This is a genomic window from Bartonella sp. AA74HLJMH, from assembly GCF_042197045.1.
Taxonomy (GTDB): Bacteria; Pseudomonadota; Alphaproteobacteria; order Rhizobiales; family Rhizobiaceae; genus Bartonella.
Genome location: NZ_JBHIRJ010000002.1, coordinates 26,221 through 48,782 on the forward strand (window position 1 = coordinate 26,221; position 22,562 = coordinate 48,782).

Consider the following 22,562-nt stretch of genomic DNA (forward strand, 5'->3'; position numbering starts at 1 on the left):
GAGAGGCGACATTGCACGACATAAGCAACATGGGTAACTATGGACATTGTTTAGATAAGCAACTTCTGATAGATGAAATTCATCCAAGAGAGCGCATCATAAAGCATCCTATTGTTGAGCCTTTACTGTCTGCAACATCTGCATTATCTGGTCTGCCCCCACATTATTCCCCATCTGCGCTGAGGCATTTTGCTCTTCTTGAAGAGAATTTTGCGCCTTTATCGCAATTTTATGAATGAGTGAGGCTGGTAAAGGTGAATAGCGTAAGAGATCAAGCATAATCTCAGGCGTTGCAAAATTTTGCATCAAAGGAAGCAGTTGCATGATCAGTGCAAAAGTACGCTCTTTTTCATTAAGACTTGTTGGTGCATCATCCACGACAATATCATATTCCAAACTTGTCACCATTTCGCGTGTCAGCGGCACATATTGGGCATTTTCATCACCGGCAATACGCACCAACCGCCCATCGGACAGATAATTTTGAATAAGATAGAGAATAATTTTTCCCTGTCGTTGCCGATATCGACGCAACCCATCAAAAAAGGAAGCCAAAAGATTAAGTGACGATTGTCGCCGTTGTTGCTCAAGAATGCCAGGCTGATTGACAGCTCGCGTCCCAATAAATTCAGAAGACAACCCCGTCACCTGTTCAAGTGCGCTCTTTGCTTCATTAAACAATTGGAAAAACCCTTGCGGAAATTGTGCCACGGGTTTAGGCTGAATTCTTCCCCCAGACACAGCACCACTTTTCAACCAAGTAATACTATCAGCTCTAGCCCAACTCTCGACGGCTTGTCGATCATCATCAAAAGCATCGCGCTCTGCCATAATGCCGCCTTTTGATTGGCTATTGAGCAAATGCATTACTTGACTAAAATATTTGTTTGCCCACCGTTGCGGATCTTTTGTAGGGCGCACAATTCCGTAAAACTGTCGGCTTAACTTATCAAAAGTACCGGTAATACACTCCCATCCCAATTGATTGGGTGGAACCAAAGGCTTATCAGGCGCTTCAAGCAGCTTTCTACCTAAAAATGCCCGTTTGACAATTTTTCTGTTCAACCTTGTTGCCTGGACATGAGGAAAGGTTTTGCTTAAATTTTGGAAATCCTGCTCTGAATAATCGACAAACTTTCCACTTAGAGGCTCGAGAACTTTATAAACCACCTCGCGTTCAAACCAGCGACATTCTACCAATGTCACCATTTTAGGACGTTGATAGCCGCTCCCCTCTTCTCCTTGATACCCCCTCTCGGACTGATAATTTTGTGTCATCCCATCGCTGGTTGAATGTAAAAAACTCTGATGTTTAACCCAATCAGCATTAAGGTCACTCCAATGAACATTGGGAAACATTTCCTGCGCCACAGCAAGGGGTTTTTCATCAATATACCATAAGCGTTGAGCATCAATAAGATTAGACTTGACAGCACTTGCATCCCACACCATTTTCATCGGGTCTAAGCGTGCAATAATTGGTTTTCCTTGCGGATCTTGTTCATAATCAAGGCGTGTATCTGTCCAGCCCATACCGCAAATAATTGCATCTTGAAAGGCATCGGAATCTTCGTATTCCCCATCGGCTTCATCGCGAAACCATTCGGCTGCTCCTGTCAAAATCTGGTTCGCAAAGGCAGCCCCTTCTTGTCGTGGAATAAATTGCACTTGCCTTTTATTATTGCGCTCAGCCCCAATCACGGCATTAATTAAAGGCGCAATACGGTTAAAAGTCATCACGGGTCTGTTTTGTTCGTGCAAGACAGCCAAGTCTTGCTCATTCCATTGCCGTCCATTATAAAAATCGTAATCTTCCTGGGCATTTTTTCGCCATTTTTCGACATGATCAATATCATCCTGATACCAACCCACGAGTTTTTTAAAGAGAGCTTGATTTTCAAGCGTTTCGATTTGATTAAAAGAAGAATCTGTAGAACTATTCATTAAAAAGCCATCCATGAAGTTTGAGAATGGTGAAACGAGCGATAAGGTTTTTTTCGCGCTTTAGCATTTGGTTGTTCATAAGCCACACACATCAGTCCAAAGGCATCGGCGCCATGGCTAGCCCAATCATGTTCAGCTCCTAGTCCGATATTGCGCTGTTCGTCGCGCTTTTCATGATACCAAGCAAGCGCTTTTCTGCCCGCACATGTCGTTTCACGATTAAACCATAGTGCAGGAAACAACCGCCGTACGGCTTCGATACGCATTTTCACAGCGCCTGTTCCTTGGTTAGGAATTATTTTGGTTTGAAAACCGGCTTGTTGAAGGGCACTTTCAAAACTCACATTATAGACACGATCTTTTGTTGCGCCATCATGAGGCAAGACCATAAGAGCCTTTTCATATCCCCTTTGAAAGACCCACCCCACATGTTCTGAGAGAGGTTGACCTTGGGCTTCATAATAATCGAGCACTCGGATTTCCCGTCCAACAAACTGCGCGACCCACAATGCGGTAGCATCAGCCTTTGCGCCTGTTCCCCCGATATCCCAAAAGATTCTCACCTGCATCAAAGGATCCCGTGGAACAGTGGTAATCCGCCCTTCCATTTCGGCTTCGAGAAGACATTTCTGATAATAAGCCCCTTGGACAGCTTGGAGATATTCGCCTTCCCAAATATGGTTATACTGCTCTGGTCTTTGCTGCAAATCGTCCATTCGATCACGATTGAGTTTTTCAGGAAATTGCGGATTATCACGCCAATTAATTTCCACCCCTTTGATATGAGGATTATCGACATTTCGGAAACGTTTTTCCACGGCTGCATTTTCATGGCATGGGTTCCATGTGACCCATAATTCTGCATTCCAATCTTTTCCTTCTTCGCGCAAAGTTGGAATAAGTGTTTGCCAAGCAGTTTCTGTCACGGGTTCGGCTTCATCGACCCAACAAAGGAAAACGCGACCCATTGATTTAATACTTGCGATATTGCGATCAAGCCCAGCAAACACATAGACAATCCGTCCATCTTTTGACTTAATATATTTATCGCCGATTTCATAATAATCTTGTAAAAAAGGATAAGACTCGATAGCGCGTTTAATTTCCTCCAAAGAACTTTCATTAAGAGAATTTTGAAATTGCCGTGCACAAAGAATAATCCCGCGTTCTCCAGCCATTCCATGGCGATATCCCACCACAGCAGACATCAAAGCAAAAGAACGTGTTTTTCCAGAACCGCGTCCTCCCCAAGCGGCTCGCACATCGGCATTTCCAGTAAAGACAGGAATAAGCTTTGGAATAAGAGCCACTTGAGCCGTTTTCTGCTCAATTTTTTGAGAAATTTTCTGAACAGTTGTCATTATAAATTTTCATACTTTAGCAATAATTGCGCTGCACCCTTTTGCTTATCCCAAGTTTAATGATCCCAGAGCAATTGAACGAAAAGAGCAATTGAACGAAAAACGCCCTTCTCAAAAGCAGCGCTTTATCTTTTCTTCATCCTAATATTCAATAAATTTCACTTTTTTGCATGAGATCCCCTTGACCCCACCTATGCGCCCCAAGCCCCCAAGGCACAAAAGCCCCACCCCCTCAAACACCGCGCCTGTCATCCCCCAACCACAAGCAAGGTATCCCCCCAACCAAATCATAGCCTCAGCACATGGCTCTCAGGCATATCCAAAGCCCAACATCCTCCAATATCATGCCTCTCAAGCATCACCAATCCTCACACTTTATCCCCCAAGATACCCCCACCAAAACACATGCATCAGGCAAGCATAACACTTCTCTCAAGTTTCATGCCCCTCACCCATCAAAACACTGTTCCATATCCACCACACAAATACCCTGCACCAAATCCCCTCCAGCACACGGGCCCTTACGGCATCATTCACCAAAGCCCCTTCCCAATATCACGAGCGCCCACAAACACGATAGCCTCCGCTTCAATCCCCTCAAGATAGGCAATCACCAAAGCAGCCCCCTTGCAAGACATCACCCCACATCACCCACCTCAGCCTAACATTTTTCAATATCACAAGCCTCAGTTATCGAGGTATCAAGCTTCTCCGGTTCGCTACTTTTTGCATTCACTGGCACAATCTCAATACGCGAAACTGTTTTTGATATCTCCACACCTTCAATAACGAGAAAAGCCCAAATCTTCACCAAATGTCCAAAACAGCAAATATCATCAAGCACTCCCCAACATCTTTCAGGTATCGCGCCCCTCATGCATCGCCATAAAAGCATCTTGCCGACCCCTTCACACAAACCACCCCAGACGCCATGTACCCCCAAAAAACACCATATGCACCGAAGTCTCCTCCAGTCCACGTCCTCATGCTTCCCCCACCAAAGCTTAACAACGTCACAGCTCACACGCCTAAAGCACACGCCCCTCACCGCAATTTCAATCATAAGCTTTCAGACAAACATCTAGCATCCCCGTTCAAAGACAATATCCCTTAAACATCATGTGCCCAACCCAACATTTTCTCGTAGCTTCAAGCCTCAGTTGCCGAGGGATCATGCTTCTCCGGTTCGCTATTTTTTGCATTCACTGGTACAATCTCGATACGCGAAACTGTTTTAACCTCCCCCTCTCCAGCCCCCTGAAGAGGCAACACTTTTGCCAGCAGCGAAAAAAAAGGTACGGGATTATTGAGAGCATGATACTGAAGATAAGACACCAGCCCATCTTCACCATAGTGATATCCAGCCTGCTCCGCCGCTGTCAAAAGAGCTTCATTAAATCGCTTTGTTGTTTTATTTAAAGCCCCTTTTTTCCGCCCTCTTCGACGTAAGGGAAGACAATGTTCATCTACCATCATCATGTTCCTTCCAACTAAAGAGAAACCAAAACCTCAAACACAAAAAATGACATAAAAATCAGCAACAAAATTTGACAAGCATTCAACAATTAAAAAAAATGGGACACACCCAAAAAGATAAGAGCCCACATAAAGCCCAAATCCTCCGCATAATTTTACAGATTCACATTTTTACGCTTTTACATCATTACAGAAAAAAGCCAAACGAAACGCTCAAATTACTACCCCGCACCGTTCTGTAAACACGGGTCTGTCAACAAGCTGATTTCTCGTCTATCAGATTTCCCTGCTGATTATTTCATATGGCTATCCCACACTTCAAAGAATGGTGTTTCATCAAACACGCCAGATAAGCTCTGATCTACAATTCGACTTCAAAAAGCAAATTTTCCTCTGCTGAATAAAGCTTCCACCCCGCACCGGTTTTAAACTATCATCCAACCTTTTACCCAATAAATTCCCCTACTAACATCAGATTACCGCCCCCAAACATCCCTATTTTACACTATAACCGTATAGCAAACATTTTAATTTTTCTTGCCAATCCCTTGAAATTACTTTATCACTCAAAGGATATTTTGATCGTCCACGCAACGATCAATAAGGGATAGTAAAGCCCTAAGCTCTAGCGTAAGAATGAACCCACTTTGTGGGTGTCCCGGGATTCCGGGAGTTTTTGCTATGTCCAGGTGTGATAAGCACTAAAAGCAAAAATGCTGACTAGAGCTCAGTACTTTACTACTCCCGGAATACTCATGCGAGGGCGCTCGCAACCGGAGGGGAGCTTGAAGTGCGAACTAAAAATTCACATTTCAACGACATTTCAATAGGTAAAAAGATCCGTCATAGAAGAATTTCAATGGGACTTTCTCAAAAGGAATTAGGAAGCCATTTAGGTGTCAGTTTCCAACAAATCCAGAAATACGAAAAAGGTTTAAATCGTGTAAGCGCGGGGTGTTTGCTCGAAATTGCTAAAAAACTAGCAGTTCCTATGAACTTTTTTTATGCGGACCTTTTAACAGCAGATATTCCCACAAAAGAACATGCCTTACACCACGATCAAGACACATACAGCGAAAAAGAATACGCCCTTTTAAAAAACTTTAGAGAGCTCCAGCCGAAAAAACAAAAAGCAATTTTGTGGTTAATTTCTGATTAGACAAAAGCACACCCATCAACATCCCTCGCCAATATATCAACATCCTTAAAATATAAGCTTCAGATCACGACACTTCAAAGAAGGCAATTTTATCAGACAAGACAGATAAGCCCTGCCCTAAAATATTCCCTCACACACTTTTCTCCAGTCAACGCGATTTATACCCCTCTTCATCCCAGCTTTCCCCTCTCCATTCACAAATGCGTCCCCTAGTTCTCCGACCACATTCCATGTCAAGACAAAAGCATACAACGCATAAATCCTTCACTTCACTTTTACGGATTCACGTTTTATGCTTTTCCATCTTTACAGAAAGCAACCAAATGAAACTTTTCCCCCAGCATCTTACACTGCGTTGTCAAGAATCCAACATCTTGTAGCAGTTTCCTCCTACCAACCACTCAGACAGATCAGCACACCATACCCCTCAAAAAATGGATTCAACAAGCAAGCCTTTTCTGAATATTCTTACACCCATCCCTCTCCAACACAAAGAGCGAAAGCTCCCACAAATACCGATCAATTCCGCTTCGAAGCAAAGACCCCACCCAAAAGACAAAGCTTCACACACACACCAAAAAGCTTCTCCCACAGTGCCAATTTTCACATTCTGCATCCTAGCTTTCGACTTCATTTGCAGACTTGTTCCCCAGTCCTTTCCCCCCATTCCATGTCAAGACAAAAGCATACAATGCATAAATTCTTCACTTCACTTTTACAGATTCACGTTTTTACGCTCTTCTATCTTTACAGAAAGCAGCCAAACGAAATTTCCAAACTAACCCACCACTCAATAAACAAGAGTCTGTTAACAATCCCACTTTTTATCGAGCACATTGCATTTGGGCAACCACCTCTCACCACCCCTCAAAGAATACTGTTTCACCAGACACGAACAGATAACCCCTACCCTCCAATATCCAGACACTCTCACAAAAAGCACCGTATAAATTGATATGCTTGAAGGTCCCTCGACGGCATATCCTTGCCTCTAATGCCCCATCTCACCCTACCTCAAATGACAATATTTTACAGCATAAGGCATAAGAAGATAATGAGATAATTTTTAAGATACAAAAAAATGCTCTCATTTTCCAAATCTTTTAATTGTTCTTGCCAATCCCTTGAAATTACTTTATCACTCAAAAGGTGCCTTGATCGTCTACGCAGCGATCAATAGGGAGTTGAAGCCCGAAAACTCAAACGTTAATTTACCCCACTTTGTGGGCATCCCGGAGTTCCGGGAGTTTTTGCTATGTCCAAGTGCTTGTCAGCACTAAAAGCAAAAAGCTGATTTGAGTTCAGTGCTTTCAACCTCCCGGAATACTCATGCGAGGGCGCTCGCAACTGGAGGGGAGCTTGAAGTGCAAACTAAAAATCCAGATTTCGCACTTTTTTAAAAAGTACCCAATCTTATAGTCTTTGAAATTATTTTGATTTTTCTTGCCAATCTTCTGAAATTGCCTTATGAATTGATCTGTGTTTTTGATCGTCCACGCAACGGTCAAATAGGGATTTGAAAGCCCGAACGCTCAGTACATAAATTTATCCCGCTTTGCGGGTATCCCGGAATTCCGGGAGCTTTTGCTATGTCCAAGTGCTTGTCAGCACTAAAAGCAAAAGGCTGGCTGAGCTCAGTGCTTTCAAACTCCCGGAATACTCATGCGAGGGCGCTCGCAACCGGAGGGGAGCTTGAAGTGCAAACTAAAAATTCACATTTTAATGACATTTCAATAAGTAAAAGAATCCGTCACAGACGCATTTCAATGGGACTTTCTCAAAAGGAATTAGGAAGCCATTTAGGTGTCAGTTTTCAACAAATCCAGAAATATGAAAAAGGTTTAAATCGTGTAAGCGCGGGGTGTTTGCTCGAAATTGCTAAAAAACTAGCAGTTCCTATGAACTTTTTTTATGCGGACCTTTTAACAGCAGATATTCCCACAAAAGAACATGCCTTACACCACGATCAAGACACATACAGCGAAAAAGAACACGCACTTTTGAAAAACTTTAGAGAGCTCGAAGCGAAAAAACAAAAAGCAGTTTTGTGGTTGATTTCAGATTAGACAGTGGTTAATTTCTGATTAGACAAAAGCGCATCAATCGACATCCGTTGCCAATATTCCCCTCTGCCTAAAGCCTTGCCGGCCTGATACCACCACATCTCAAAAAACGGTTTAGGCACCGGTTTACGACATCATAGGATAACAAACTTCAAAATAGGATAAAAACACCAAAACCTTGGAAAAACATCCCCACCCCTCTCACAGAATCTTATCAAAAGATCTCATCTGATTTAAACGCACAATTCCGATTGTATCATTATGATACCTTTTTACATTTACCTTGTCAAGTTTTTATATTTTTCTTTTGATACTTTTGTGTTTTTCTTTAAGGGAGCCACATCCCTCAAAACACCTTTCCTGCAAAATGCCCCTCATACAAAACACAATGTCTAAAACAACAAGAGCTAAAATAGGATTTCTCCTAAATAGGCATCCCTCTAAATGGGCTTCCGCCTAAATAGAATTCCCTCTAAATAGGATTTCCTCTAAATAGGATTTCCTCTAAATAGGATTTCCTCTAAATAGGATTTCCCCTCTAAATAGGCTTTCATTGTATTGCTCATTCACCCACTTATTAAAAAAACACCTCTCAATGCTTCTCACACCCATTTCACGGATATCCCCCATACAAATATAGATGCAACTATAATTGTTAAGCTCCCCATAGAATATAAACGCCCACCACGAGATTTTTCTCTTCACATCTCTTTACACATCAACTCTGCAATCTGTTCACAGCCATTCCCCACACACTCTTCTCCAGAAAACGCACTTCAACAGCACTCTTCATCTCAACTTTCTCCTCCATTCACGAAGACACTTCCCCCAATCCTTCCCACCACATTCCATGCCATGATAAAAGCTCTCAGAAAGCACAAATCCCCCACTTCACTTTTACAGATTCACATTTTTACGCTTCTCCACATTTACAGAACGAAGCCAAGGAAAGGTTCACCGCCCCGCACCACTCTATAAACAATAGTCTATAAACGAACCCAGCTTTTTGCCTAGTACCCCTTACAGTCTTCAGACGCCCTCCTCAAACGACAGCACTTCGTCAAGCTTGACAAATCAAACCCTATCTCCTTAAAAACCGCCATCCTTCACGCATCTCTTTGCACCAACGCCTTACCCACACTCTCCCCCCTATCCATGCGCACACTCTCTTCATCCTCCATTCCCCCTTTTTCTCTCCCATCACACACTCACAACTTAACAGCACTCTTCATCCCAGCGTTCCCCGCTCCATTCACAAATACTTCCCCCAATCCTTCCCACCACATTCCATGCCATGATAAAAGCTCTCACAAAGCACAAATCCTCCGCTTCATTTTACAGATTCACATTTCTACGCTTCTCCACATTTACAAAACGCAGCCAAAGGAAACTCCCAAACCACCACGCGACAATTTGATAAAAACAAAACACCTTTCCAACAATCTCAAACAACAGATTTCTGTAAAGAGTTCATATGAATTTGATTGTTTAGATCTGACTATTAGTTTGGCATATAGAGCCGTAGAACAGAAAGTAATTTTCTATAAGACAGAAACGATAAAAGCGCTATATAACTGAGACAGAACATGAAAGATTGCAAACAGATAAAACGACATCTTTCTTCGTTACAACACTGAAATTGTAACCGAGACGACGAATAATTGTCATCTGAATATGCAATTTTCATATCTGCAAATTTTTATTGATTAATTCAATCCCAACACTTCCCCTGAAACACATTTCTTCATTATCTACTTCTTTGAGACAAACCGGCAAAGGGGTTTCATCTATTATAAGTACGGAAATAATAACGCGTTACTCCAACCTCATCATAAGAAACCATAGACAAGATACCTGTCTTTATTGGCATTATTTGATAAGTCAAGATTACACCATTTTGCTGTTTGTTTGGTTGATCTGTATAGATCACGTTATATCCATTCCGTCGCAAGAGATCAATAAATACAGGAGTAAAGTTGTCTTCTGTTTTATTTTTTTTCACAATAAGTGTTGTTGTAGCGGGCGGTAAAGGTTTTTTAAGATTACGAACAAAATCGTTAGCAATTAATTTTACATCATCTTTCGTAATATTTGGACTGACATAACTTGATGAATAATTACTGATAGATGCACAACCAGCCACCAATACAAGCGGTAACGGAAATAAATATTTTGACATCTTAACTCCCCTATTAATTGCATTCTCTTCTGAGAAGCTCCTACACCAGAAATAAGAGCCTCCTTTCAAAGAATAGCCTTAACAACATACTGCTTTACTATCAAGCATTAGTTAATCACTTTCTCGCTTGTTAAAAAAACGACCACCATCTCTCATAGTACTCAAAGCTTATGTTTAAGACACAAAATATATATGTTAAAAGTACGAAAAAACACATGTAAAGCATATAGTATATGTATACTTACTTTCATGGTGTGTTGCATTACATAAACCAACGCACAGCACCCTTCATTTCCCCTCCATTCACGAAGACACTTCCCCCCAATCCTTCTCACCCCTCCATATCATGACAAAAAACACGCACAATATATGAACCCATAAATCCTCCGCTTCACTTTTACAGATTCACATTTTTACGCTTTTACATCATTACAGAACAAAGCCAAGGAAAGCTTCATCCACCCCGTACCACTCTATAAACAACGGTCTGTAAAGAATTCAAATGCTTGCCTAGCAAGTTTCCACCACTGACCACTCATTCGTTTCAGATCACCCCCTTCAAAGAGCAGTGTTTTTACCTCATGAATAAGATAATGAGCGAACCGTCTTTAGAAAAAAGAAAAGGCATGGAGATATCAAATATATCAATGGTCATCATCGACTGTCGTGTTAAGGGGTGTTACATCTTTATTTTTCTTAATTTTTACAACGCCAATAATTCCCGTGGAAATAATTAATGCGGACATAGCTAAAAAAGAGCTTAACAATCCCACGAGTGCCAAAAGTCCAGCAATAAAGCCAGACATTGCTTCCGCAGAGTTTGCTAAAGTTGAAAAGGTTCCAAAACTCTTACCAAAATCTTCACGACGAGAATATAATTGAATAGCTGAGACTAAACCAATATCCACAAAGGCACCAATAAATCCTAGAACAAATGCTAACACGAGAAGGAATTTTAAATAAATTTCTGCAGCTAAGGGCATAACAAACAGAATAACCCCATAAAGAAGCCAAAATATCATGAGCTTCAACGATGTAATATTTAATATAATTTTACTATATAACAAACCACCAACAATAGTTCCAACAGCCATGAGAGAAAAAATATAACTCACAAGGCTCTCCTCTCCCCCCACAAAAAGAACAAAAGCTGGAATTAAAAATCTTAAAATAGCACCCGTAAAGAGAATAGCAAACGACGAGCCAACGAGCGTAATAAATAAATTATTATTTTCTGTAGAAATATATTTAAGATATGAAGCTGTTTCTCGATAAATTTTTATAAAATTGAATGATTTATTCTCGCTTGAATTTAAATTCATGAGATTAAATAACACGATAATAGATATAAAATAGGTAAAAAAATCAAAAATGAGTACTGCCGATTTATTTGCTAAAAAAAGCAGTATGGAACAAACCAAAGGGCCAATGACGGCTGCCGTTTCCATGATAATTTGAGCAATGCTATTGGCCTTTGTAAGATCTTTTATTGAAAACATTCTGGGAATAGCAGCTTGAAAACTTGGTTGGAAAATACTTCTTCCTATCGTTGTACATATTGCTGCAAAAATAAGAACAATGATATGTGCCGTACCTGTTATATAAGTTATAAAAACAAACAATGAAGCTAATAATCTCACAACTTCACTTAAGATCATATTTTTCTTCAAAGAAAAATTATCCGCTAACCAACCTCCTATAGGGCCAAAAAAGAGAAAAGGGATAAATCGAAAAAAATACACAAGACCTGTAAAAAAGGTGTTATCTGTTAATTCTAAGACCAGTAAAATAAAAACAACTTCATAAGCATAATCACCAACTTTGGAAATAAAGAGAGAGCAAAAAAGAGCTAATGGACTCTTTTTTAAAAACAAATTCATATCAACCATCCGATATTAAACTTTTCTACACTTAAAGTTACACTTCCTTCGATACAATTGGTGATATGAACTTCAGAAGAGTCTTTTATTCTAATAAATCGCTTAATAAGTTAAGTGAAAATTTTTAAAGAAATACTCTTCTTGATATAAGCATTTAGACCAATATCAAGTAATATATTAATTTTTCTTTCTTATTTGCTTTAAAAAAAAAGAAAGAATGTAAAAATTATGAGATCAAAATCTGCTATATTAGTACATTGACCTCCGCCCCACGTTTCAAAGAATGAAAATTCCCAACCAGCACTAGTCTACAATCCCACAACAAAAAGCAGCTTTCCCCACAAAATAAAGCTTACACCCAACCACTCCTCAAACGACAGCACTTCGTCAGGCTCAACAAATCAAGCCCTCTCCTTAAACCACCATCCTTCATCCCTTCGCACCACCACCTCTTATCCACACTCTCCTCCTATCCATGCGCACTCTCTTCATCCTCCATTCCCCCTTTTTTCTCCCATCACACACTTAACAACTTAACACCCCTCTTCCCTCCAGCTTCCCCCTCCATTTATGAAAACACTTCCCTCCAATCCTCGCACCACATTCCACGCCCCCAAAAGCCCAAAGTGACCAAAAACACGCACAATATATAAATCCATAAGTCCTTCGTTTCACTTTTACAGATTCACATTTTTACGTTTTTACATCTTTACAGAACAAAGCCAACGAAAAGTTCACCACCCCGCACAGCTCTATAAACAATAGTCTATAAACGAATCCAGCTTTTTGCCTAGTACCCCTTACAGTCTTCAGACGCCCCCCTCAAACGACAACACTTCATCAAGCTCAACAAATCAAGCCCTGCCCTCAAATATTCTAGCTCTTCACTCCCCCTAAAAGAGCAGTGTTTACGGCATAATAGAATAGAAAATTCTTGATTTTTCTTGCTAATCTTCTGAAATTACTTTATCACTTAAAGTGTGATTTTGATCGTCCACGCACCGATCAATAGGGAGTTGAAGACCCGAAACCTAAACATAAATTTATCCCGCTTTGCGGGTATCCCGGGATTCCGGGAGTTTTTGCTATGTCCAAGTGCTTCTCAGCACTAAAAGCAAAAAGCTGATTTAGGTTCAGTATTTTCAACCTCCCGGAATACCAATGCGAGGGCGCTCGCAACCGGAGGGGGACTTGAAGTGCCAACTAAAAATCCACATTTTATCGACATTTTGATAGGCAAAAGAATCCGTCACAGACGCATTTCCATGGGGCTTTCCCAAAAAGAATTAGGAAGCCATTTAGGTGTCAGTTTCCAACAAATCCAAAAATACGAAAAAGGCTTAAACCGTGTAAGTGCCAAATGTTTACTAGAAATCGCTCAAAAACTAGAAGTTCCTATGAACTTTTTTTATGCAGACATTGCCACAAAAGAAGATATCTCAACAAAAGAAAATACCCCACTCCGTGATCAAGAAACCTATAGCGAAAAAGAACACACTCTTTTGAAAAACTTTAGAGACCTCCAGCCGAAAAAACAAAAAGCAATCTTGTGGTTGATTTCTGATTAGGAAAAAGAGCAACGATCAACGTTATTTGCTAATATATCAAACAACGAAACATCCTTAAGTCAAATTCAGATCAGCTCCCCACACCCCTTCAAAGAGCGGTGTTTTACGGCATAATAGAATAGAAAATTCTTGATTTTTCTTGCCAATCTTCTGAAATTACTTTATCACTTAAAGTGTAATTTTGATCGTCTACGCAACGATCAATAGGGAACTGAAAGCCCGAAACCTCGATACATAAGAATGAACCCACTTTTGTGGGTGTCCCGGGATTCCGGGAGATTTTGCTATGTCCAGGTGCGATGAGCACTAAAAGCAAAATGCTGATTCGAGGTCAGTGCTTTCAGGCTCCCGGAATACCAATGCGAGGGCGCTCGCAACCGGAGGGGGGCTTGAAGTGCCAACTAAAAATCCACATTTTATCGACATTTTGATAGGCAAAAGAATCCGTCACAGACGCATTTCAATAGGACTTTCCCAAAAAGAATTAGGAAGCCATTTAGGTGTCAGTTTCCAACAAATCCAAAAATACGAAAAAGGCTTAAACCGTGTAAGTGCCAAATGTTTACTAGAAATCGCTCAAAAACTAGAAGTTCCTATGAACTTTTTTTATGCAGACATTGCCACAAAAGAAGATCTTTCAACAAAAGAAACCCTCTTACACCACAATCAAGAAACCTATAGCGAAAAAGAACACACTCTGTTGAGAAACTTTAGAGAGCTCGAAGCGAAAAAACAAAAAGCAATCTTGTGGTTAATTTCTGATTAAGCAACAGCGCACTAATCAACATTATTCCATTCATATCCCCCTTAAGTCGAATTCAAACCAGCACCCCCCTTCAAAGAGCAATATTTTACGGCGGATAAACGGCATTTCTCTTTAACGTTTTTACGCACAAAGCAATAAAGCAATCCCGCTTGTGACTTCACTTATAACATTGCAAGAAAATAGTTTTCACGACAAACAGAAGTAAAAGAATCCTACGATATTCGAAAACGCTGATTTAACATGCAAAAACACCAGCCACTCCCTTTGCTTTGCAATAAAATACCGCTGTCTCATCGTGAATTTTTCTAAATCAGCACGCTTCAAAGAGCGGTGTTTATCACATAATAGGATTATCACCGCCCTTTATACCATGAATTTTTACACACTTAATCTTCAGGCAAAAATTCCAACCGATCTCCTTGTTTTGTAATTTTCACCGTTGTCTCATCGTGAATTTTTCCAAATAAGATGTTTTCCGCCAGTGGATCTTGAATTTCTTTTTGAATAATCCGTTTAAGCGGACGCGCACCATAGAGCGGATCATAGCCTTTATCGGCAAGAAATTTTCTCACCTCTGGCTCGATTTGCAAAGTTATTTTGCGTTCATTGAGCAAATTTTGCAAATGCTCTATCTGAATATCGACGATAGCTTCCATATCGTGACGTTGCAGCCTTTGAAAGAGAATAATCTCATCAATACGGTTTAAAAATTCAGGACGGAAAGCCGCTTTAACGACATTCATAACATCATTTTTTGCCTGATCGGTTGTTTGCCCTTCAGGCAAAGCAGTTAAAAACTCAGCACCAAGATTAGAAGTCATAATCAGCAAGGTATTGCGAAAATCAACGGTACGTCCTTGACTATCAGTCAAGCGTCCCTCATCCAACACTTGCAACAAGAGATTAAAGATATCCGGATGTGCTTTTTCAATTTCGTCAAACAGAATGACCTGGTAAGGTCTTCTACGTACAGCCTCGGTCAGCACCCCACCCTCTTCATATCCAACATATCCAGGAGGTGCCCCAATCAGCCGCGCCCCAGCATGCTTTTCCATATATTCCGACATATCGATGCGCAACATGGCATTGGAGTCTTGGAAAAGAAAAGCGGCAAGAGCTTTGGTTAATTCGGTTTTCCCCACACCAGTAGGACCCAAAAACATGAAAGAGCCAAGGGGACGATTGGGATCTTGCAACCCTGCACGCGCGCGGCGTACAGCACGAGAAACAGCTTGAACAGCCTCTCCCTGACCAATCACACGTTTGCTAATTTCATCTTCCATCCGCAACAGCGCCTCCCGTTCTGCCTCCAGCATTCGATCAACAGGAATACCGGTCCAGCGTGAAACAATCCGCGCCACATGTTCAGCAGTAACCGTCTCTTCAACGAGATGATTTTGTTGGTCATCATTTTCCGCAATACTCAATTGTTTTTCGAGTTCAGGGATAACGCTATAAGCGAGCTCTCCAGCGCGTTGGAATTGTCCATCACGTTGTGCAATAGCCAAAGCATTACGTGCTTCTTCGAGTTGTTTTTTCAAATCAGCAGCATGCCCTAATTTTTGTTTCTCAGCCTGCCAAGCACTTGTCATCTCAGCGGACTGTTGTTCCAATGTTTTGAGTTCCTCCTGCACATTTTCCAAACGTTCTTTTGCTGTTGGCTCGACATCTGTTTTCAAAGCTTCCCGTTCGATCTTCAACTGTAAAATACGCCGATCAACAGCATCGAGTTCTTCCGGCTTTGAATCGACCTGCATGCGCAACCGTGCCGCCGCTTCATCGATAAGGTCAATAGCTTTATCCGGCAAGAAGCGATCCGTAATATAGCGGTTAGACAAACGCGCCGCCGCAATCAAAGCACTATCAGCCAAGCGCACTTTGTGATGTTGTTCATATTTTTCTTTAATACCGCGCAAGATAGAAATAGTATCTTCCAAAGAGGGTTCAGGTACAAAGACAGGTTGGAAGCGGCGTGCAAGAGCAGCATCTTTTTCAACATATTTTCGATATTCATCGAGCGTAGTAGCGCCCACACAATGGAGTTCTCCGCGCGCAAGAGCAGGTTTTAACAAGTTAGAAGCATCCATAGGACCATCAGATTTTCCAGCGCCAACAAGATTATGCAATTCATCGATAAACAAAATGATCTGACCATTTTCAGCTTGCACCTCTGCCAGCACCGCTTTAAGGCGCTCTTCGAATTCCCCACGATATTTTGCACCAGCGATAAGCGCTCCCATATCCAACGCATGAAGCTGTTTATCCCGCAAAGTTTCAGGTACATCGCCATTAACAATGCGCAATGCCAACCCTTCCACAATAGCTGTTTTCCCCACCCCAGGCTCACCAATCAACACGGGATTATTTTTGGTCCGCCGTGAAAGCACCTGAATAGTGCGGCGGATTTCCTCTTCCCGCCCAATCACAGGGTCGAGTTTTCCTTCACGGGCATCTTTTGTGAGATCCCGGGCATATTTTTGCAAGGCATCATATTGTCCTTCGGCATGGGGGCTTGAGGCTGTTTTTCCTTTCCGCAGCGCATTAATTGCCCGATTAAGCGCTTGCGGGGTCAATCCTCCACTTGTTAAAATATCGGCTGTTTTTGCGGTCTTTTCCATGATCAGCGCTTGCAACATGCGCTCCACGGTCACAAACTGATCACCGGCTTTTTTCGCAATATCCTCAGCCAGCGCGAAAACTTTTGCCAATGGCTGCGAAAGATAGAGCTGTCCATTTCCCCCCTGCACTTTAGGCAAAGCATCAAGTGCTTCTTTTAGCGCCTTTTGAATAAGAGTAAGATCACCACCAGCGTTTTGGATAAGCGATGCAGCCAATCCTTGAGAATCGTCTAACAACACTTTCAGGAAATGCTCCGGCATAAACTGCTGATGATCAGAAGCAAGAGCGCTATTTTGTGCTGATTGTAAAAAACCCTGCACGCGTTCGCTATATTTTTCCAAGTTCATTTTTTTTCCTTAAATCTCAAGCCATCACCACACTTTAACCTCTCCAATATTCCACAAAAGAAACATCCAGAAAGGATTTTCCAGCCTCTAAAAAACACCGCGAAAAAAGCAGCAAGAAGAAGAACCATAGTGCTAAAAAGAATATGGGTTTCTACAAGCCTCATAGCAAGAGGGAGAAAAAAAATACGCTATCATTTTAAATAAAAACCGCAACTTTTCTTATACCCCCCATCATCACTCCCCTTTTTAAACCATCACCCCTAAATTCCACCATTAAACTTAAATTTGAACAGCAGAAAAGGAGCATGCAAAAACACTTTAAACAAAGTAGTCTTTACAGCATATAGTTTAGAGTAAACATTAAAGTATTTTCTCTAATTTTACTTAACAAAACATTGAATATATGCTTTAATACTTATAAAGTTACACTATTTTTATTAAGATAGAGGATTTGAGTATGTACCATACTGTAAAAAAGGTTATTTTAATACTTTTATTCCTTCTGATAAGTAAACCAAGCTATGCCGTTTTTGCCGGCAAAGTTATTACAATAGAGCATGAATGGCTTAAAAACGCATCATTTGATCTATTTGTTTTCACCCAGCAAGTAAATTACGATGGTGGGCCTAACTCCATCTATTTCTGGGGAAATAAATTTGAATTCCAAAATGGAAAAAGTGGACAAATTGGTTTTTTCAACAGGAGCGGCCGTACCATTCATTTTTCTATCTGGAATGCAACGGGATGGAAGGGTAATACATGTAAGCATTTTACTCAGGAAGGTTCAGGAGTACGATGTGAAATCAAGTTTCCATGGGAGATGGGACGCAGATATCGATTATATGTTGAAAAAAATGGAAATCTAGTTACAGCGACAGTAGTCGATTTTATAACGGGTAAAAAAGTGAATATTGGGACCATAGAAGTACCAAATACATTTGGACAACTCCGTAAATCTTCAAGTTTTGTTGAAGACCATTCTCGTTGGAAGAGACATCTCTCCTCCTGTTATGATTTAAGTCCGCAAAGTTCGATTTTTTTTGAGCCTCAAGGCATAAAACAAAACAAGCTACACGAAGGGAGTCTGAAAGCTTCTAATCAAGGAAAGTGTCAAGATTCTGACTTCATCCAAACATCATGTACATCCAACTTTTGCATGACAAGTATAAGCGACTTTGGAGGTTTAGCCTCGCCTACTACTAAACCAGAAATACAAATTTCCAATGAGAAAGATCTGTCTGCAGAAACAATTTCTAACGTTTTGAAACAAAAAGAGCTTGTCGTTATTCGTTCAAAAAATCGTTCTTGGGCACCCAATATCTTTTTGCCATCTCCTGATTCATTTAAGTGGAAATCAATCTTTATAGATCATCTAGCGGCTTTCAGTTCTACGCTTCACACCACTCACGGCACACAAAAGATAACCACAGGTCAAAAGATTATGTATATGTCTGATGGAAAAACTTGGAAGATTATGAAAAGAAACTAGCTTTTTTCTTCTTGATAAGCCCCTCACTCCCCTTTGAAAACAACTGGGGGTGAGAAAGTTTTTTTTCATTTCCCCACCACGGCTCCCTTTCCCAGTTATTTTTTCGAGCCCTGCTCTCATCCCTTTTAACTTCCCTCGTCACCAGACTTTCCAGGGCATTTTCTCCATTCTCACCCCCTTTCAAAACCACAACACCCTTTAATAAAATCCTCACCTCCCTCTTCTATCCTTTATTCTTCTTCATCACTTACTTGTGGTGGGGGTGGTAAAATATAAGAGCCTGAAAGCCAACGATTAAGATCAATAGCTCGGCACCGTGTGGAACAAAAAGGATAAGAAGATTTTTGTGACATCTGACCACAAATAGGACAAGGATGCGGAGGACGGGTCTCTTTTTGCAAATTTAGCTCTTTTTGTTCTTGGCACACCTTTGTCATTGGCTTCTTCATTAACTTTTCTTCTGTTGCTTTTTTTTCATTTTTGCTTTTCTCTTTTTGTTGCTTTTCACCTTGCATTGATCTTACCTTAAAGTTTTTCTAATGCGTTTGTTCAGCCCAGTGAGTGAAAAGTGGATAGTGATAAGCGGTCAAGAGATCGGCTGTTTCAGCCAAAGGCAATCCCACAACATTAGAATAAGAACCCGTGATATGGACAACAAAAGCCCCTGCTTTTCCTTGGATAGCGTAGCCACCTGCTTTCCCTTGCCATTCTCCTGAAGCAAGGTAAGCCTTCATCATGGCAGAGGTTAAGCGTCTAAAGCGAACACGACTTTCAACCAATTTTACGGTTATTTTTCCACGTTCATTGAGCGCACAAATGGCACCATAGACCTTATGCGAACGCCCAGAAAGGTATCGTAAACATTCATAAGCCTCATCCTCGCTTTCTGGTTTGGGAAAAATGGTCCGCCCAACAGCCACCACCGTATCAGCCGCCAAGATAATCATTTTCTGTCCAGGTAATTTTTCTTGACCATTCTGCAACTCGTCTTGACCATTCTGACTGTACCAGCGCAAAATTTTTTGGGCTTTCAGTGCTTTTTCTTTTGCCAAACGTTTGGCAAGGTTTGCAGGATGTTCTTTTAATTTTGGCGTTTCATCAATATCGCTTGCATAAACCTGCTGGGGATCAATCCCTATTTGTGCCAAGAGCGCTAAACGCCTTGGCGAAGCGGAGGCAAGCACCAAATGAATTTCTTCTGTAAGAGTATCTGCCAAACGTTTTTCCCCCCACTCTCTTATATTTCTCATTTCCACCCCTTCAAAATTGACTTCCCTCTCGCCCCCTTTTTAAGCGCCCCTTTAGCCTCCCTTTTAAGCGCTATTGATCTCCTTATCCTTTTTCCGCATCGATTTTACAGTTTTTCAAGGCTCTTCAAACACTCCCCTTTTTTCACTCATGAAAAGCAAACTAAAAAACTGTTAAAAAATAATAGAAATAATATGATAGCTTTTAGAAAAAAGTGCAAGCCACCCACGAGACTACTTATAGCGATATGTAATACGCCCTTTTGTCAAATCATAAGGTGTCATTTCCACCATGATTTTATCACCGGCCAACACCCGTATACGATTTTTCCGCATTCTACCAGCGGTATGGGCAATAATTTCATGATCATTTTCCAGTTTCACACGAAACATCGCGTTAGGTAAGAGTTCAGTAACGATACCAGAAAATTCTAAAACTTCTTCTTTTGACATAAACAAACATTTCCTTTACAGTGCACATATTTTGTTAAGCTGCGCGTTATTTCCAGCGTTCATATCCTATTTTCTTAAGTTTGTGAATAAAAATTCCACAAAAAGGGAAAGGTTTTTCAAGTTTACTCTCTCATGTTCTCAAAAAACGTCATCCCACACCTTAAGAATCAAAACTTTTTTTCCACCAATTTTACCCGCTAATTTCCTTCAATTTTTATGATGATTTTGGTTTCAGTGTGACAAGAAATTACGCTAATTTTTTCCCCTAAAGCATTTTCCCAACACCTCTGACTAATCCCTCCACAACTTACGAACAATCATCCTCTCTCCAACTTTTCCTCACCTTCCACACCTTAAACATGTGCCCTTCAGATAAACACCACTCCCCCCACGCCAGAAGCCCTTCCTTTTCTCAAAAACCTTCTCCATTCTTCACACACCATTCACAACATGCTTCACTGCCCCACACTTCATACTCTACGCATTTCCCATACAGCCTTCCCCATTTTCTCTCTCTTCACACGCTTCCTCTAAGCCACTCCTTCCATTTATGTTGTTCTTCCTACCTTCGAAAACACGATCCCTATACATTGCGTATCATTAACCACAACGCCTCTAACGACATAAAGCCTTTTCCTTTTTTACACATTTCCGTTTTCACGCTTTTACATATTTACAGAACATAGCCAAATGAAACTTCCACACCGCACCACTCTATAAACAATAGTATTACCCCAGCTTCTTACCTAGCCAATCTCCCCCAAGCACACTTCAGATCACCCCACATTCACGGACTTCAGCCCCCCCTCAAATGACACCACTTCATCAAGTACCATAAAAGCAAAGCGCTATCTCCTTCACACCATCCTTCACGCATCCCTTCGCACCACCGCCTCTTACCCCCTCTAGTCTGTTCATTCCTATTCCGCCCCCACACTCTCTTCTCCATTCAATCTCCCGCAGGCTTCATCCCAGCTTACCACTCCATTCACAAAAACTCTTTCCCCCATTTATCTCACCACATTCCATGCCATGCCAAAAGCATACACAATGCACAAATCCTCTACTCCTTTTCACGAATATACGTTTTTAAGCTCCCCTTCTAATCATGATTTCGGAGCCGCGTGAGAGGGACAAAACAAGCCGTTAAGTTCTGGGGGTCAAGGACGCCGTTAGGCGCCATGTAATGGTCTCCTTGACCTTAAGAACCTAGGATTGTTAGTCCCCTCATTAAACGCGGGTCTGATCTCATGATTTTGGTGAGCGTTCCGGAGAGTTTGAGAGGCGGAAAGCCTCTCATTAAAAAATAAAGTTTATAAATAAAAACTATTTTCATTTGCCAATCTTCTGAAATTACTTTATCACTTAAAAGATATTTTGATCGTCTACGCAGCGATCAAGAGGGATTCAAAAACCCTAAGCTCTAGCGTAAAATGAGCCCACTCTTGTGGGTGTCCCGGAATTCCGGGAGTTTTTGCCATGTCCAGGTGCTTTAAGCACTAAAAGCAAAAAAACTGACTAGAGCTCAGTATTTTGACTCCCGGAATACCAATGCGAGGGCGCTCGCAACCGGAGGGGGGCTTGAAGTGCAAACCAAAAATCAAAATTTTATCGACATTCTGATAGGCAAAAGAATTCGTCAAAGAAGAATTGCCATGGGACTTTCCCAAAAAGAATTAGGAAACTATTTAGGTGTCAGTTTCCAACAAATCCAAAAATATGAAAAAGGCTTCAATCGTGTAAGCGCAGGGTGTTTACTCAAAATCGCCCAAAAACTGGAAGTTCCCATAAGCTTTTTTTATGCAGATATTGCCACAAAAGAAAATCTTTCAACACATGCCGCACACTATGATCAAGAAACATACAGCGAAAAAGAACATTCACTTTTGAAAAATTTTAGAGAGCTCCAGCCGAAAAAACAAAAAGCAATCTTATGGTTGATTTCTGATTAAGCAAAAGCGCACACAAAGCATAAATTCTCCGCATCATTTTACGGACATACGTTTTTATT

At 41.1% G+C, this 22,562-nt stretch carries 19 protein-coding genes; 6 read left to right on the plus strand and 13 right to left on the minus strand.

What is annotated here, in order from left to right; genetic code table 11:
• Positions 1-108: 108 nt before the first annotated feature.
• The 4 genes from ACFINH_RS01555 to ACFINH_RS01570 all read right to left on the minus strand — a co-directional run bounded on the left by ACFINH_RS01555 (position 109) and on the right by ACFINH_RS01570 (position 4,778).
• Positions 109-1,959, minus strand: a complete 1,851-nt coding sequence (locus ACFINH_RS01555) for a portal protein (RefSeq protein ID WP_375631844.1) — start codon at positions 1,957-1,959, stop codon at positions 109-111.
• Positions 1,944-3,305: a PBSX family phage terminase large subunit gene (locus ACFINH_RS01560; protein ID WP_375631846.1), complete on the minus strand. Its 1,362-nt coding sequence runs from the start codon at positions 3,303-3,305 to the stop codon at positions 1,944-1,946. The genes ACFINH_RS01555 and ACFINH_RS01560 overlap by 16 nt, the downstream gene beginning before the upstream one ends.
• A gap of 661 nt (positions 3,306-3,966) precedes the next feature.
• Entirely contained in the window at positions 3,967-4,182 is a 216-nt protein-coding gene (locus ACFINH_RS01565; RefSeq protein ID WP_375631848.1) for a hypothetical protein, read from the minus strand.
• A 272-nt stretch (positions 4,183-4,454) separates the two neighbouring features.
• A complete protein-coding gene (locus ACFINH_RS01570) occupies positions 4,455-4,778 on the minus strand; it encodes a hypothetical protein (protein ID WP_375632089.1) in 324 nt (107 codons plus the stop codon).
• Between the two features lie 793 nt (positions 4,779-5,571).
• On the opposite strand from ACFINH_RS01570, the gene ACFINH_RS01575 reads away from it, so the two are divergent.
• Both ACFINH_RS01575 and ACFINH_RS01580 read left to right on the plus strand, forming a co-directional pair.
• Positions 5,572-5,940 carry a helix-turn-helix domain-containing protein gene (locus ACFINH_RS01575; protein WP_375631850.1) on the plus strand — a complete coding sequence of 123 codons (369 nt, stop codon included), beginning with the start codon at positions 5,572-5,574 and terminating at the stop codon, positions 5,938-5,940.
• A 1,697-nt stretch (positions 5,941-7,637) separates the two neighbouring features.
• The gene (locus tag ACFINH_RS01580; protein ID WP_375631852.1) at positions 7,638-8,006 is read left to right on the plus strand and encodes a helix-turn-helix domain-containing protein; all 369 of its coding nucleotides are present in this window, start codon (positions 7,638-7,640) and stop codon (positions 8,004-8,006) included.
• On the opposite strand, the gene ACFINH_RS01585 is transcribed toward ACFINH_RS01580, so the two are convergent.
• The 4 genes from ACFINH_RS01585 to ACFINH_RS01600 form a co-directional block, all read right to left on the minus strand.
• Positions 8,003-8,125 carry a hypothetical protein gene (locus ACFINH_RS01585; RefSeq protein ID WP_375631854.1) on the minus strand — a complete coding sequence of 41 codons (123 nt, stop codon included), beginning with the start codon at positions 8,123-8,125 and terminating at the stop codon, positions 8,003-8,005. The two genes, ACFINH_RS01580 and ACFINH_RS01585, sit on opposite strands and share 4 nt — an antisense overlap.
• Before the next feature lie 1,661 nt (positions 8,126-9,786).
• Positions 9,787-10,182, minus strand: coding sequence for a hypothetical protein (locus tag ACFINH_RS01590; RefSeq protein WP_375631857.1), 396 nt, complete (start codon positions 10,180-10,182; stop codon positions 9,787-9,789).
• Positions 10,183-10,826: 644 nt separating this feature from the next.
• Entirely contained in the window at positions 10,827-12,062 is a 1,236-nt protein-coding gene (locus ACFINH_RS01595; protein ID WP_375632090.1) for an MFS transporter, read from the minus strand.
• 533 nt (positions 12,063-12,595) lie between these two features.
• Positions 12,596-12,721, minus strand: coding sequence for a hypothetical protein (locus ACFINH_RS01600; RefSeq protein ID WP_375631859.1), 126 nt, complete (start codon positions 12,719-12,721; stop codon positions 12,596-12,598).
• Positions 12,722-13,258: 537 nt separating this feature from the next.
• On the opposite strand from ACFINH_RS01600, the gene ACFINH_RS01605 reads away from it, so the two are divergent.
• Both ACFINH_RS01605 and ACFINH_RS01610 read left to right on the plus strand, forming a co-directional pair.
• The gene (locus ACFINH_RS01605; RefSeq protein WP_375631861.1) at positions 13,259-13,630 is read left to right on the plus strand and encodes a helix-turn-helix domain-containing protein; all 372 of its coding nucleotides are present in this window, start codon (positions 13,259-13,261) and stop codon (positions 13,628-13,630) included.
• A 394-nt stretch (positions 13,631-14,024) separates the two neighbouring features.
• Positions 14,025-14,396 (plus strand): helix-turn-helix domain-containing protein, encoded by a 372-nt coding sequence (locus ACFINH_RS01610; protein ID WP_375610687.1) that lies wholly within the window; start codon positions 14,025-14,027, stop codon positions 14,394-14,396.
• A gap of 386 nt (positions 14,397-14,782) precedes the next feature.
• On the opposite strand, the gene clpB is transcribed toward ACFINH_RS01610, so the two are convergent.
• The gene (clpB, locus tag ACFINH_RS01615; RefSeq protein ID WP_375621470.1) at positions 14,783-17,362 is read right to left on the minus strand and encodes an ATP-dependent chaperone ClpB; all 2,580 of its coding nucleotides are present in this window, start codon (positions 17,360-17,362) and stop codon (positions 14,783-14,785) included.
• A 457-nt stretch (positions 17,363-17,819) separates the two neighbouring features.
• Between clpB and ACFINH_RS01620 the strand changes: the two genes are divergently transcribed.
• The gene (locus tag ACFINH_RS01620; RefSeq protein ID WP_375621471.1) at positions 17,820-18,851 is read left to right on the plus strand and encodes a DUF3472 domain-containing protein; all 1,032 of its coding nucleotides are present in this window, start codon (positions 17,820-17,822) and stop codon (positions 18,849-18,851) included.
• Here the strand turns inward: ACFINH_RS01620 and ACFINH_RS01625 are convergent.
• The 4 genes from ACFINH_RS01625 to infA all read right to left on the minus strand — a co-directional run bounded on the left by ACFINH_RS01625 (position 18,835) and on the right by infA (position 20,551).
• Entirely contained in the window at positions 18,835-19,065 is a 231-nt protein-coding gene (locus ACFINH_RS01625) for a hypothetical protein (RefSeq protein WP_375631863.1), read from the minus strand. The genes ACFINH_RS01620 and ACFINH_RS01625 overlap by 17 nt on opposite strands.
• A gap of 16 nt (positions 19,066-19,081) precedes the next feature.
• Positions 19,082-19,366 carry a DNA gyrase inhibitor YacG gene (gene yacG / locus ACFINH_RS01630; protein ID WP_375611670.1) on the minus strand — a complete coding sequence of 95 codons (285 nt, stop codon included), beginning with the start codon at positions 19,364-19,366 and terminating at the stop codon, positions 19,082-19,084.
• 21 nt (positions 19,367-19,387) lie between these two features.
• Complete coding sequence (locus tag ACFINH_RS01635; protein WP_375611669.1) at positions 19,388-20,101, minus strand: Maf family nucleotide pyrophosphatase; 714 nt, start codon at positions 20,099-20,101, stop codon at positions 19,388-19,390.
• A gap of 231 nt (positions 20,102-20,332) precedes the next feature.
• Positions 20,333-20,551 (minus strand): translation initiation factor IF-1, encoded by a 219-nt coding sequence (gene infA, locus ACFINH_RS01640; RefSeq protein ID WP_004857577.1) that lies wholly within the window; start codon positions 20,549-20,551, stop codon positions 20,333-20,335.
• Positions 20,552-22,137: 1,586 nt separating this feature from the next.
• On the opposite strand from infA, the gene ACFINH_RS01645 reads away from it, so the two are divergent.
• A complete protein-coding gene (locus ACFINH_RS01645; protein ID WP_375613591.1) occupies positions 22,138-22,503 on the plus strand; it encodes a helix-turn-helix domain-containing protein in 366 nt (121 codons plus the stop codon).
• Positions 22,504-22,562 lie beyond the last annotated feature (59 nt).